The 12,545-nt window shown below is 68.7% G+C and carries 11 protein-coding genes; 8 read left to right on the plus strand and 3 right to left on the minus strand.

The features are described 5' to 3' along the window. Positions 1 to 20 precede the first annotated feature (20 nt). The gene (locus tag ASC59_RS01400; protein ID WP_055817681.1) at positions 21 to 698 is read right to left on the minus strand and encodes a response regulator transcription factor; all 678 of its coding nucleotides are present in this window, start codon (positions 696 to 698) and stop codon (positions 21 to 23) included. Then, on the minus strand, positions 695 to 2,332 hold the full coding sequence (locus ASC59_RS01405) for a sensor histidine kinase (RefSeq protein ID WP_055817684.1): 1,638 nt from the start codon (positions 2,330 to 2,332) through the stop codon (positions 695 to 697). Before ASC59_RS01405 ends, ASC59_RS01400 begins: the two co-directional genes overlap by 4 nt. A 174-nt stretch (positions 2,333 to 2,506) precedes the next feature. Here ASC59_RS01405 and ASC59_RS01410 point away from each other — a divergent pair, with 174 nt between their 5' ends. The 7 genes from ASC59_RS01410 (at position 2,507) to rbfA (ending at position 10,935) form a co-directional block, all read left to right on the plus strand. After that, the gene (locus ASC59_RS01410) at positions 2,507 to 3,121 is read left to right on the plus strand and encodes a PadR family transcriptional regulator (RefSeq protein ID WP_055817686.1); all 615 of its coding nucleotides are present in this window, start codon (positions 2,507 to 2,509) and stop codon (positions 3,119 to 3,121) included. A gap of 102 nt (positions 3,122 to 3,223) precedes the next feature. Further along, positions 3,224 to 4,237 (plus strand): hypothetical protein, encoded by a 1,014-nt coding sequence (locus ASC59_RS01415; protein WP_055817687.1) that lies wholly within the window; start codon positions 3,224 to 3,226, stop codon positions 4,235 to 4,237. Between the two features lie 36 nt (positions 4,238 to 4,273). Then, entirely contained in the window at positions 4,274 to 6,037 is a 1,764-nt protein-coding gene (locus tag ASC59_RS01420; protein WP_200942285.1) for a proline--tRNA ligase, read from the plus strand. A gap of 105 nt (positions 6,038 to 6,142) precedes the next feature. Continuing rightward, a complete protein-coding gene (gene nusA / locus ASC59_RS01425; protein ID WP_055817689.1) occupies positions 6,143 to 7,141 on the plus strand; it encodes a transcription termination factor NusA in 999 nt (332 codons plus the stop codon). A 57-nt stretch (positions 7,142 to 7,198) separates the two neighbouring features. After that, on the plus strand, positions 7,199 to 7,462 hold the full coding sequence (locus ASC59_RS16895) for a YlxR family protein (RefSeq protein WP_082513326.1): 264 nt from the start codon (positions 7,199 to 7,201) through the stop codon (positions 7,460 to 7,462). An 83-nt stretch (positions 7,463 to 7,545) separates the two neighbouring features. Then, positions 7,546 to 10,371, plus strand: a complete 2,826-nt coding sequence (gene infB, locus ASC59_RS01430; RefSeq protein ID WP_055817691.1) for a translation initiation factor IF-2 — start codon at positions 7,546 to 7,548, stop codon at positions 10,369 to 10,371. A 69-nt stretch (positions 10,372 to 10,440) separates the two neighbouring features. Further along, entirely contained in the window at positions 10,441 to 10,935 is a 495-nt protein-coding gene (gene rbfA / locus ASC59_RS01435) for a 30S ribosome-binding factor RbfA (RefSeq protein WP_055817694.1), read from the plus strand. Positions 10,936 to 11,003: 68 nt separating this feature from the next. On the opposite strand, the gene ASC59_RS01440 is transcribed toward rbfA, so the two are convergent. Then, positions 11,004 to 11,867, minus strand: a complete 864-nt coding sequence (locus ASC59_RS01440; protein WP_055817696.1) for an A/G-specific adenine glycosylase — start codon at positions 11,865 to 11,867, stop codon at positions 11,004 to 11,006. A gap of 45 nt (positions 11,868 to 11,912) precedes the next feature. On the opposite strand from ASC59_RS01440, the gene ASC59_RS01445 reads away from it, so the two are divergent. After that, entirely contained in the window at positions 11,913 to 12,515 is a 603-nt protein-coding gene (locus tag ASC59_RS01445; protein WP_055817698.1) for a hypothetical protein, read from the plus strand. Positions 12,516 to 12,545 lie beyond the last annotated feature (30 nt).

Genomic DNA, 12,545 nt, shown 5'->3' on the forward strand with positions numbered 1-12,545 from the left:
CCACCCGTCGCCCGGCGCGATCACGGGCGCCCGCCGAGAGGCGCGAAGCGATAGCCGAGTCCGCGCACGGTCTGGAAGTAGCCGACCCCGATCTTGTTGCGGAGATACCTCACATACACGTCGACGACGTTGGTGCCGGGGTCGTGGTCGTAGCCCCACACCGTGCGCAGCAGTTCGTCCCGGCTGAGCACCCTGTCCGGATTGCGCAGGAACTCCTCGGCGAGGGCGAACTCCCGCGCCGACAGCTCGATGGTCGCGCCGCCCACGGTGATGCGCCGACCGCGAACGTCGAGCTCGAGGTCACCGGCCACGAGGAGGGGGACATCCGTCGTCGGCATCGCGTCGCGCAGCCGGGCGCGGATGCGGGCGAGCAACTCGTCGAAGCGGAACGGCTTGGCCATGTAGTCGTTGGCGCCGCTCTCGAGGCCGGCAACGGTGTCGCGGCCGGAGTCGCGCGCCGTCAGGATGATCACCGGAACCCCGATGCCCTCTGCTCGGAGCATCCTGAGCACCTCGAATCCGTCCAGGCGGGGGAGCCCGATGTCGAGCAGCACCAGGTCGAAGCCGCCACCTCTCACCTCGGCCATGGCCGACACGCCGTCGGCGACGGTCTCGACCTCGTAGCCGGCAGCGCGCAGTCCCTTCTCGACGAACGAGGAGATGCGCTGCTCGTCTTCCGCCATCAGGATGCGGCTCATCGGCGGCGCCCCTTGCCGGACGAGGCTCCCGGCCCGATGATGGCGTCGAAGTCGACCCCAGTGTCGAGCGCGCCGAGTGGGTCGCCGTCGGGGGATGCGGCCTCTGGGGTCTGCACGGGTCCGGAGTCGGCCCCGGATTCGGCGGGGCCGACAGCGACCCCGGTGTCGCCGGCGCCGGGGTCGGGCCGAGGCACCTGCCCGTCGACGAGGGGCAGTCGGATCGCGAACCGGGACCCGGAGCCGAGAGTGCTCTCGAGCAGCACGGAACCGTCGTGGGCCTCGGCGATCGCCGCAACGATGGCGAGGCCGAGCCCTGAACCCTCGATGCCCCTGCCCTCCTGCACCCTGATGAAGCGATCGAAGATCCGCTCGCGCGCTTCGTCGGGAATGCCGACGCCCTCGTCGAGCACCCACAGTTCGACGGCCGGCCTGCCCGAGGCATCCGTCACCACCGATGACCCGATCTCGATCGGCGTGAATGTGGCGGAGTACTTCGCCGCATTGTCGGCCAGTTGCAGCCAGCCCTGGGTGAGGCGGGCTGCATCGACGGATGCCTCCACCTCGGCCACCTCGCCGAGCAGCCACGCGTGCGTGCCGCTCAGCATCGACGCCTTCTGATGCACCATCTCGGTGAGTTCGGCGATGTCGGTGGGGGCGGGGCGCACGAAGTCGGGGTTGCTGCTCTTCACGAGCAGCCCGATGTCGACGACCAGAGTGTCCATGCGATCGAGCTCGTCGATGGCGATGTCGCGGGTGGCTCGAACGTCGTCCGGCGCATCGGGGTCCATCAGTTCCAGGTGACCGCGGACGATGGTGAGCGGCGTCTTGAGCTCGTGGCTGACGTCGTCGAGCAGGCGGCGCTGGCCGAGGAAGCTGTTCTCGAGGCGGTCGAGCATGGTGTTCACGGTTCTGGTCAGGTCGGAGACGTCGTCTGTGCCCGACACCGGGATGCGCTCGGACAGGTCGGAGACCGAGATGCGTGCTGCGGTCTCGGTCACCGAGCGGATCGGTCGAAGCAGCCGGCCGGAGACGAACCAGCCCACGAGCGCGATCACCAAGAGGGCTCCGGATGCGACGACGGCGTAGGTGGTGAAGGCATCGCGCACCTCGGCGAGCTCGGCGCTCACGTTGTAGGCCGCCACGTAGAGGCCGGTCTGGGGATCGCCCTCGATCGAGACCGGAACGACGACGTAGCGCAGGGTCCCGGCGTCGGCGTCGATGGTTCCGACCACGGCCTGGTCGCTGCGGGAGTCGGAGAGCACGCGGGCGAGGAACGCGGGATCGTCGTCGAGCCGGAAGGGCAGGTCGGCCGCTGGCACCAGGGCTGCGGCGCCGTCGATGATGCCGAGAGTGCTCTCGTTGGTGTCGGGGATGACCCTGGCCATCGCCGTGGTCAGAAGGTCCCGCACGCTCGAGGGGAGTCCGCCTTCTGCATCGCCCGTCGTCGCCGCCAACCTGATGTCGTCGGCCGTCGCAGCGAGTCGGGAGTCGATCTGGGCGAGCACCCGTTCCCGCTGCACGAAGATCGTGACCACGCCGGCGACGGTCATCCCGAGGGCCGTGACGACGAGGATCGACACGACGATGCGCATGCGCACCGAGCGCGCGACATCACGCAGTCGGATCGACTCCACCCGCCAATTATCGCGACCTGCGTCGCCCCGCGCCGATGAGAGACCTCACATGATCATGCGAAGTTGACAAGAGATCATTCTTCGATATATCGTTAACCCATCGTTGAAGTTCAACGACGACTCTTCCAGAGCCATCACCTGTCCCGCTCGTCGGGAGGAAGGATGCAAGCGCTCATGAAACGCGAACATTTCGAACACATCAGCAAGACCGGCCGCCAGTTCCCCGAGGGCGCCCGGTTCCACCACGACGACCCCCGCGGCCGCGGCCGCGGCGGATTCGGCCCGGGCTTCGGCCCCGGCGGATTCGGACCATGGGGTGCAGCCTGGGGCGCACCCGGCGGAGGTCGGCGTCGCCCGAAGGGCGACATCAGGGCGGCGATCCTGTCGCTGCTCGGCGAGACCGAGTCACTGAACGGCTACGCCATCATGAAGGCGATCGGCGAGAAGACCGACGGCGGCTGGCGTGCCAGCCCCGGATCGGTCTACCCGACGCTGCAGCAGCTCGTCGACGAGGGACTCATCATCCCGAAGGGCGAGGGCCGCGGCACCGAGTTCGGCCTGACCGACGAGGGTCGCTCCTACGTCGCCGAGAACACCGAAGACCTCGAGAAGGCGTGGGCCTCGGTTCCGCGTCCCAGCGAATCGGCCACGGAGCTCTTCGAGAGCGTCGGCCGACTCATGGGGGTCGTCGGTCAGTTCCGGCACGGCGCGACGGATGCCCAGCGCACCGCCGCGGTCGAGAAGCTCGACGAGGCGCGTCGTGCCCTCTACCTGATCCTCGCCGACTGATTCGGTGAGATCCCGCCGCCACCTCTTCTGGGGTGGCGGCGATGCACGATCGAGACGGGAGCGGTTCAGGCCGCTCCCGTTCTCGTTGGTAGCGTCACGATCGTGAAGACTCTCATCGCCGGCGTCGTGGCCGTGCTCCTCTCCGCGGCACTCTCCGGCTGCACGACCTCGACGAGTGAGCCGATGCAGCCCGTCGTCTCGAATGCTCCCGCCCCGCGCCCGACGCCGGCCGTCGTCACGCCGGCCGTCGCTGTCCCCACCGCCCCCGCCGCGGCATTCGGGGGCGACTGCTCCGTCGTGGCCACGGAGGCCGAGATCTCCGATGCCACCGGCGGCCCGTCGGTGCTGCTGCTGCCATCCCCGGCGGATGCCGGCTATGCGGACTGGGCGATTCGCGGACTCGGCGGCATCCGGTGCACGTGGAGCAATGAAAGAAGCGATGGCGTCTGGGTGACCGTCGTCCCCGTCGCGACAGCCGGTCAGGACATCATCGACGACGTGAGCCTCGGCCAGCCATACTGCTACGGCGCCTGCTCCTTCAGCACCACGGTCGGCGACTGGTGGTACGCCGGGGTGGTCTCCACCCCAGACGACTCCGGTATCGACCCGATGGTCGCCATCGACGATCTGGTGGCCGCCTTCGGGGCCAGGGCTGCGGCCAACGACGCCGTCGCCCCGACCCGGATCGACGGCACCTGGGATGACGTGCCGGAGTGCGAGATCCTCGGCGAACGCGTCGACACGACGGCCCTGCTCGGCTCGGACCTCGAACCGACCCCGGGCAATGTGCCTGGCGAGGCCGGGCCGGGGTTCTACGGTTCCCTGAGAGCCGCGGACTACAGCGCCTGCTTCTGGGAGGGCGACGGGACGATGGCCGAGATCGGCCTGCTTCCCGGCGCCTGGTGGGCAGTGGACGAGCAGGCGGCCCTTCCGGGTGCCGTGGCCGTCGACGTTCCCGGCGCCGTCAGGGCCGTCCTCGTGCCGGGTGCGGATGACTTCGAGACCGACACCCTCTACGTCACCGACGGGGTCAACCTCGCCACGGCCAGCGGCGGGTACGGCACGGACCAGCTCGGCGCCCTCGCCGTCGCCGTGATGGCCGGCGTCGCAGACTGAGATCGGGCGGCATCCGTCACTGCGTAAACTGACCGGGTGCCTACACGTCTGACCAACTACTTCCTCCGCACCCTCCGCGAAGACCCCTCCGACGCCGAGGTGACGAGCCACCGCCTCCTCGTGCGGGCCGGCTACATCCGACGTCAGGCCCCCGGCGTGTTCGCCTGGCTGCCGATCGGCCTCAGGGTCAAAGAGAAGATCGAGCGCATCATCCGCGAGGAGATGACGAACGCCGGTGCCCATGAGGTGCACTTCCCGGCCCTGCTGCCGCGTGAGCCCTACGAGGCGACGGGCCGCTGGACCGAGTACGGCGACGGACTCTTCCGCCTCCAGGACCGCAAGGGTGCCGACTACCTGCTCGCGCCGACGCACGAGGAGGTCTTCACCCTGCTCGTGAAGGACCTCTACAGCTCGTACAAGGACCTGCCGCTGTCGATCTACCAGATCCAGGACAAGTACCGCGACGAGGCGCGACCCCGCGCGGGCCTCCTCCGCGGCCGCGAATTCACCATGAAGGACGCGTACTCCTTCGACTACACGGATGCCGGCCTCGACGCGAGCTACCAGGCCCAGCGCGACGCCTACGAGCGCATCTTCACGCGCCTCGGACTCGAGTACGTCATCGTGAAGGCCGACGCCGGAGCCATGGGCGGCTCGAAGAGCGAGGAATTCCTGCACCCGACCGTCGTCGGCGAGGACACCTTCGTGCGGTCGGCCGGCGGATACGCGGCCAACGTCGAGGCCTACGTCACCGAGGTGCCGGATGCCCTCCCCATCGACGGCCTGCCCGCTGCGGTCGTCCTCGACTCGCCGAACACGCCCACCATCGCGACCCTGGTCGATCTCGCCAACGCCGAGTACCCCCGTCCCGACGGTCGGGCGTGGACGGCGGCAGACACCCTCAAGAACGTCGTGCTGGCTCTCACGCACCTCGACGGCACCCGGGAACTGGTCGCCATCGGCCTGCCCGGCGACCGCGAGGTCGACATGAAGCGCGTCGAGGTGGCGTTCGCCCCGGCAGAGGCCGAGCCGGCGACCGAGGCCGACTTCGCCAAGAACCCCGCACTGGTCAAGGGCTACATCGGACCCTGGTCGCCGACGGGCGCCGTGCTCGGCGAGACGTCGGCATCGGGCATCCGGTTCCTGCTCGATCCCCGCGTCGTCGACGGCACGGAGTGGATCACCGGCGCGAACCTCGACCAGAAGCACGTCTTCGGCCTGGTGGCCGGTCGCGACTTCATCGCCGACGGCACCGTCGAGGCCGCGGAGGTGCGCCCCGGCGACCCGGCTCCGGACGGATCCGGCCCTGTCGAGCTCGCCCGTGGCATGGAGATCGGCCACGTCTTCCAGCTCGGCCGCAAGTACGCCGAGGTCCTAGGACTCAAGGTGCTCGATGAGAACGGCAAGCTCGTCACCGTCACGATGGGTTCCTACGGCATCGGCGTGACCCGCATTCTCGCGATCATCGCCGAGGGCAACAATGACGACAAGGGCCTGGTGTGGCCCGCTGCCGTCTCGCCCTTCGACGTGTACGTCCTGGCGACAGGCAAGGACCCCGCCGCGTACTCCGCGGCGGAGCAGGTCTGCGCCGCCATCGAGGCGACGGGACGCTCCGTGCTCTACGACGACCGCCCCAAGGTCTCTCCCGGTGTGAAGTTCGGCGACGCGGAGCTCATCGGCATCCCGAAGATCGTGATCGCCGGGCGCGGTGTCGCCGAAGGCGTCGTGGAGCTGTGGGATCGAGCGACGGGGGAGCGCACTCCCGTCGCCATCACCGAGGTCGCTGACGCGCTGGGCTGATCGCCGGTGACGGAGGGCCTCCGCATCGGGTAGCGTAGAAGATCGGCTCGACGCATCCACGTCGTGCGAAAAGTGAATACGAGATCTGAATAGAGGAGGCCGGAGATGGACATCGACCTCGGCGTACTGCGTCTGATGGAACGTGAGAAGGAGATCCCCTTCGACGAACTGGTCACCATCATCGAGCAGGCGATCCTCACGGCCTACCTGAAGCACGTGAACCCCAATGCGCACGGCCACATCGACCCGGCCGGCGCCCGCGTGGAGCTCAACCGCAAGAGCGGTCACGTCTCGATCTTCATCCCCGAGACCGACGACGAGGGCAACGTCATCGGCGAGGCGGAGGACACCCCCGACGACTTCGGTCGCATCGGCGCGTTCGCTGCCAAGCAGGTCATCAACCAGCGCCTGCGCGACATCGCCGACGATGCGATCCTGGGGGAGTTCCGTGGACGTGAGGGCGACATCGTCGCCGGCGTGATCCAGCAGGGGCCGAACCCGCGGATGATCCACGTCGACCTCGGAACCGTCGAGGCGATCCTGCCACCCGAGGAGCAGGTGCCGGGCGAGGACTACGCGCACGGCTCCCGCATCCGCGTCTACGTGACCAGCGTGTCGAAGGGTCTCAAGGGTCCTCAGATCACCGTGTCGCGAACCCACCCGGCTCTTGTACGCAAGCTGTTCGCACTCGAGGTGCCCGAGATCGCCAGCGGCGTCGTCGAGATCGTGTCGCTGGCCCGCGAGGCCGGACACCGCTCGAAGATCGCCGTGCGCGCCATGGAGCCAGGAGTGAACGCCAAGGGCGCCTGCATCGGCGAACTCGGTCAGCGTGTGCGCGCCGTCACGGCGGAGCTCAACAACGAGAAGATCGACATCGTCGACTACTCGGACGACCTCCCGACCTTCGTCGCCAGTGCCCTCTCCCCGGCGAAGGTGACCAGTGCCTACGTCGTCGACGCGTCGCTCAAGGCCGTGCGCGCTCTCGTGCCCGACTACCAGCTGTCGCTCGCGATCGGCAAGGAGGGTCAGAACGCACGCCTCGCTGCGAAGCTGACGGGCGCGAAGATCGACATCCAGCCCGACTCGATCCTCGAAGACGACTGACCCTCAGGATCGACCCTGCCGTAGCGGTACGGCAGACCCCCAGCCCATAGGTGTAAAGTGGAACCCGTTAGAACGTGCATCGGATGCCGTTCGCGCGCCCCGAGGTCCTCACTTCTGAGGATCGTCGCCGGGGAATCAGAACTCGTGGTCGATGAGACCGCCGTCCTGCCCGGCCGAGGTGCGTGGCTGCATCCGACGGACTCGTGCTTCCAACTCGCACTCCGCAAGCGGGCCTTCGGGCGTGCACTGCGGGTGAGCGGGAATCTGGATGCATCCCCTTTAGAGAACAGGCTGAACGGCACAGTGATCACTAATGAGTGACAACTAATGAGCGGCTCGAAATGAGACCCGTCCGTCTTTAATGGTCTGCCCCTGTTCGGGCGCAGGCCCAGAACAGGAGAATTGTGGCTGCAAATCCACGCGTCCACGAGATCGCAAGCGAACTCGGAGTGGACAGCAAGATCGCCCTTGACAAGCTCAAGGAAATGGGCGAATACGTCAAGGGACCGTCGTCGAGCATCGCACCGCCGGTCGCTCGTCGACTGAAGGCCGCCCTCGAGGCCGCCGGTGTCGCCAAGAACGACGCCCCAGCCCCGGCAGCACCCGCTGCCAAGGCCGCACCGAAGGCTCCGGCTCCGGCTGCACCGAAGGCTCCGACCCCGGCTGCCCCGGCTCCGGCACAGGCTGCGACCGACGCACCGGCTGGCCCGGTGCCCACGGCACCGAAGACCGTCGCCGAGCGTCAGGCCGAGGCCGAGCAGAAGGCCGCAGCCGAGAAGGCCGCCGCTGCAGCTGCTGCTGCCGCGAAGACCGAGGCTGCTGCTCCGGCCGCAGCCGAGGCCGCACCGGTCGACGCTGCCGCTGCCGCATCGTCGGCTCCGCGTCCCGGCGCCCCCAAGCCCCCGGCCGCACGACCGGGCAACAACCCGTTCGCGTCGAACCAGGGCATGGGTCAGCGACCCACCAACATCCCGCGTCCGGGCAACAACCCGTTCGCCAGCGCCCAGGGCATGGGTCAGCGACCCGCGCCCACTCCCGGCAACATCCCTCGCCCTGCCGCTCCCCGTCCCGGCGCGCCGCGCCCCGGCGGACCCGGCCAGGGCCCGCGTCCCGGCGGCTTCGGCCAGCGTCCCGGCTTCCAGCAGCGCCCAGGCGGCGCTGGTGCCGGTGCCGGCGCTCGTCCGGCCGGTGGCGGCTTCCAGCGTCCCGGTGGCGGCGGCGCCCCCGGGGCCGGTGGCGGCTTCGGCGGCCCGCGTCCCGCGGGTGGCGGCGGTCGTGGCCGTGGCCCCGGCGGTGGAACCGCTGGTGCGTTCGGTCGCGGTGGCGGAAAGAGCAAGGCTCGGAAGTCGAAGCGTACGAAGAGGGCCGAATTCGAGATGCGGGAAGCCCCGTCGCTCGGCGGCGTGAGCGTTCCCCGCGGAAACGGCACCACGCCGGTTCGTCTGCGTCGTGGAGCATCCATCTCGGACTTCGCCGACAAGATCGACGCCAACCCCGGTGCACTCGTCACCGTGCTGTTCCACCTCGGTGAGATGGCCACGGCGACCGAGTCGCTCGACGAGGCCACCTTCCAGGTGCTCGGCGAGGAGCTGGGCTTCAAGATCCAGATCGTCTCGCCCGAGGAAGAGGACCGCGAGCTGCTCGAGGGCTTCGACATCGACCTCGATGCCGAGCTCGACGGCGAGGGCGACGAGGACCTCGAGATCCGTCCGCCCGTCGTCACCGTCATGGGTCACGTCGACCACGGTAAGACGCGCCTCCTCGACGCCATCCGCAAGGCGAACGTCGTCGAGGGCGAGGCCGGTGGCATCACCCAGCACATCGGTGCCTACCAGGTCTGGACCGAGCACGAGGGCCACGAGCGCGCCATCACCTTCATCGACACACCGGGCCACGAGGCGTTCACCGCCATGCGTGCTCGTGGTGCGCAGGTCACCGACATCGCGATCCTCGTGGTCGCGGCCGATGACGGCATCATGCCGCAGACGATCGAGGCCCTGAACCACGCCCAGGCGGCCAACGTGCCGATCGTGGTCGCGGTCAACAAGATCGACAAGGCCGACGCCAACCCGCAGAAGGTGCGCCAGCAGCTCACCGAGTTCGGCCTGGTCGCCGAGGAGTACGGCGGAGAGGTCATCTTCGTCGACGTGTCGGCCCGCAACGACATCGGCATCCAGGACCTCCTGGACGCCGTGCTGCTCACAGCGGATGCCGGACTCGACCTGCGCGCGAACCCGAACAAGGACGCCCGCGGTGTGGCCATCGAGGCCAAGCTCGACAAGGGACGCGGCGCCGTCGCGACCGTGCTCATCCAGTCGGGTACGCTCCGCGTCGGTGACTCGATCGTCGCCGGTACCGCTTACGGTCGCGTTCGTGCGATGGCAGATGAGGACGGCAACGCCGTGCTCGAGGCCTTCCCGTCGCGTCCGGTGCAGGTTCAGGGCCTCTCGAGCGTTCCTCGCGCCGGTGACACCTTCCTGGTGACAGAGGAGGACCGCACCGCGCGTCAGATCGCCGAGAAGCGCGAAGCCGCCGAGCGCAACGCCCAGCTGGCCAAGGCCCGCAAGCGCATCTCGCTCGAGGACTTCACCCGTGCACTCGAAGAGGGCAAGGTCGAGTCGCTCAACCTCATCATCAAGGGTGACGTCTCCGGTGCCGTCGAGGCACTCGAGGAGTCGCTGCTCAAGATCGAGGTCGACGACAGCGTGCAGCTCCGCATCATCCACCGCGGTGTCGGTGCGATCACGGAGTCGGACGTCAACCTGGCCACGATCGACAACGCGATCATCGTGGGCTTCAACGTGCGTCCCGACACGAAGGCGCGCGAGCGCGCCGCTCGCGAGGGCGTCGACATCCGCTTCTACTCGGTCATCTACAACGCGATCGACGAAATCGAGAGCTCGCTCAAGGGCATGCTCAAGCCCGAGTACGAAGAGGTCCAGTCCGGTGTCGCCGAGATCCGCGAGGTGTTCCGCTCCTCGAAGTTCGGCAACATCGCCGGTGTCATCGTGCGATCGGGAACGATCACTCGAAACGCCAAGGCCCGCGTCATCCGCGATGGCGTGGTCGTGGGGGACAACCTCGCGATCGAGTCGCTGCGTCGCTTCAAGGACGACGTCACCGAGGTGCGCACGGACTTCGAGGCCGGTATCGGTCTCGGCAAGTTCAACGACATCCAGATCGGCGACGAGATCGAGACCATCGAGCTCAAGGAGAAGCCGCGGGTCTAGTCTCAGTGCGTGGCGGGTCGGACCCAGGTCCGGCCCCCACCCTGTGGCTTCCGTGGAGAGGAGTACGACATGGCTGATCCGGCACGCGCCAGGAAGATGGCCGACCGCATCCAGGTGATCATCGCCAAGCGCCTCGAGCGCGGCGTGCGTGATCCCCGCATGGGGTTCGTCACCATCACCGACGTCCAGGTGACGGGCGACCTCCAGCACGCGACGGTGTTCTACACGGTCTACGGCACGGATGAGGAACGCGCGGACACCGCTGCCGCCCTCGCCGCCGCGACGGGAATGCTGCGCAGTGAGGTCGGACGGAACATCACGGCACGGCTCACGCCGAGCCTGCAGTTCCAGCTCGACGCGATCCCCGAGAACGCGGCCCTCATCGAGGGTCTGCTCAAGGAGGCTCGCGAGCGCGACACTGCCACGACGGAGCAGGCGAGCACGGCGGAGTACGCCGGCGACGCCGATCCGTACGTGAAGCCCCGCGATCTCAGCGACGACGAGGACCTCGATGAGGATCTCGACAAGGCCGGTGCCGCAGTCGAGGCCGACGAGGCCCGCTAAGCAGTCCACGAACGACAAGAGCCGTCGACCCATCGGGTCGGCGGCTCTTCGTCGTAGGGGCTGACTGTTCAGGGCAGGACGTACCCGCTCGTCGTCGACACGGCGAGGCCGTCGGCCAGCAGCCCGGCGATGGCACGCGCGAGCTGGGCCTCATCGGTCCAGAGTGTGGCGATCTCGGCATCCGTCACAGCACCATGGGCGGCCCGCAGTTCGCGCATGATGAGACCGCGGACCTGCCGGTCGGAGCCGGCGAACTTCTTCTGCACGGGAGTGCGCGGACCGTCGTACTCCGGGTAGCCCGCCGCGCGCCAGGCGCACGCATCGACGATGGGACAGGCGTCGCAGCGGGGGGTTCGCGCCACGCAGACCAGGGCGCCGAGCTCCATCATCCCGGCGTTGAAGAGCCGTGCGTCCGCCTCGTCGGCCGGCAGCAGGGCCTCCATGTCGGCGAGGTCCCGCTTGGCTGGGGGAGCGGCATCCGCCCGCCCGTGGATGGCACGGGCGATGACGCGCCTGGTGTTGGTGTCGACGACGGGATGCCGCTCGCCATAGGCGAAGGCGGCGACGGCCCGGGCGGTGTAGTCGCCGATGCCGGACAGCGCCAGCAGGTCGTCGACGTCGGATGGCACGGTGCCGCCGTGCTGTTCGGTGATCTGCACTGCCGCCTGATGCAGCCAGAGCGCCCGCCGCGGGTAGCCCAGGGTGGCCCACGCCCTCACGGCCTCGCCGGAGGGGACTGCGGCGAGATCTGCCGGGGTCGGCCAGCGCTCGAGCCAGGCCTCGAGGTGCGGGATGACGCGGTTCACCGGTGTCTGCTGCAACATGAACTCGCTCACCAGGGTGCCCCAGGCCGTGAAGCCGGGTCGACGCCACGGCAGGTCGCGGCCGGTGCTGCGGAACCAGTCGGTGACGGCGGTCGCGAGGGGAGACATCGCTTTCAGCCTAGGTGAAGCCCCGGTCGGAACTAGGCTCGGGTCATGGAGCTCGTCACCACCCCCCGCGTCAGGTTTCTGCGTTCGCTCGCCGATGAGATCCTGCACAACTACGGGCGCGGGCGCACCGTCGTTGCGATCGACGGACCCGTGCGCAGTGGAAAGACCGAATTCGGCGACGACCTGGCCGCCGTCTTCACCGAGCGCGGGCATCCCGTGTTCCGGGCCAGCCTCGAGCACTTCCACCGATCACGGGAGGAACAGGCGGCATTCGGCCCCGAGACTGCAGAACGCTACTACGGCTACGGCTTCGACTACTCGCTGCTGCGCCGCGTGCTGCTCGAGCCGTTCCGTCTGGCGGGCAGCACGGGCTTCGTGACCCAGGCGTTCGACCCGACGCGCGACACCCGCATCATCCCGAAGTGGATCACGGGGCCACCGGATGCCACCCTCATCGTCGACGGGCGCTTCGCCAACCGCCCCGAACTGCGCTCCCTGTGGAACTGGAGCGCCTTCCTCGACGTCGAGCCGACCGACGAGGCGGACATCCTCTACGCCGTGAAGGAGCATCCGCGTCGCTTCGCGACCGCCGTGATCGACAACACCGAGAGGTCGAGGCCGCGCCGGCTGTTCCTGGACAGCTGCTGAGGCGGCCCCCCGCTGATCGAGTAGCGCCCG

Origin of the sequence: Leifsonia sp. Root1293 (assembly GCF_001425325.1) — a bacterium.
Taxonomy (GTDB): Bacteria; Actinomycetota; Actinomycetes; order Actinomycetales; family Microbacteriaceae; genus Orlajensenia.